Source organism: Rhizobium ecuadorense, assembly GCF_001187535.1.
In the GTDB taxonomy this organism is placed as follows: domain Bacteria; phylum Pseudomonadota; class Alphaproteobacteria; order Rhizobiales; family Rhizobiaceae; genus Rhizobium; species Rhizobium ecuadorense.
The window spans coordinates 1-229 of record NZ_LFIO01000940.1 but is presented as its reverse complement, the minus strand read 5'-3'; the positions used below and the strand labels follow the sequence as shown (position 1 = coordinate 229).

General features: G+C 57.6%; 1 protein-coding gene and 1 pseudogene. One reads left to right on the top strand and one right to left on the bottom strand.

Annotated features, from left to right (window positions below; all coding sequences use genetic code 11):
- Nucleotides 1-124 (top strand): annotated as a pseudogene (locus tag AF337_RS42320) (aminotransferase); the annotation flags it as partial.
- On the opposite strand, the gene AF337_RS45465 reads toward AF337_RS42320, so the two are convergent.
- Nucleotides 101-229 (bottom strand): flavin reductase family protein (locus tag AF337_RS45465; protein ID WP_160320322.1); only part of this gene is annotated, 129 nt, incomplete at its 5' end. The pseudogene AF337_RS42320 and the gene AF337_RS45465 overlap by 24 nt on opposite strands.

Here is a 229-nt window from a genome sequence, read left to right as displayed (position 1 = left end):
GGAATCCGGCATTGTTTGTTTGCCCGGAGCCTATTTCGGGGAAGGGCAGGAGCGCTACCTCAGACTTGCCTTTGCCAATGCGGATGTCGCGTCGATTGGGCTATTGTCCGAGCGCCTTCGCTAGGCCGCGATCAACCTCCGCCGGAAGTTGGTGATAACCACCGCGCCAGTAAAGCAGCGGTCCTATGCCCTGCCGAATTTCAATCGCGCAGACATGTCCGACCAAAAT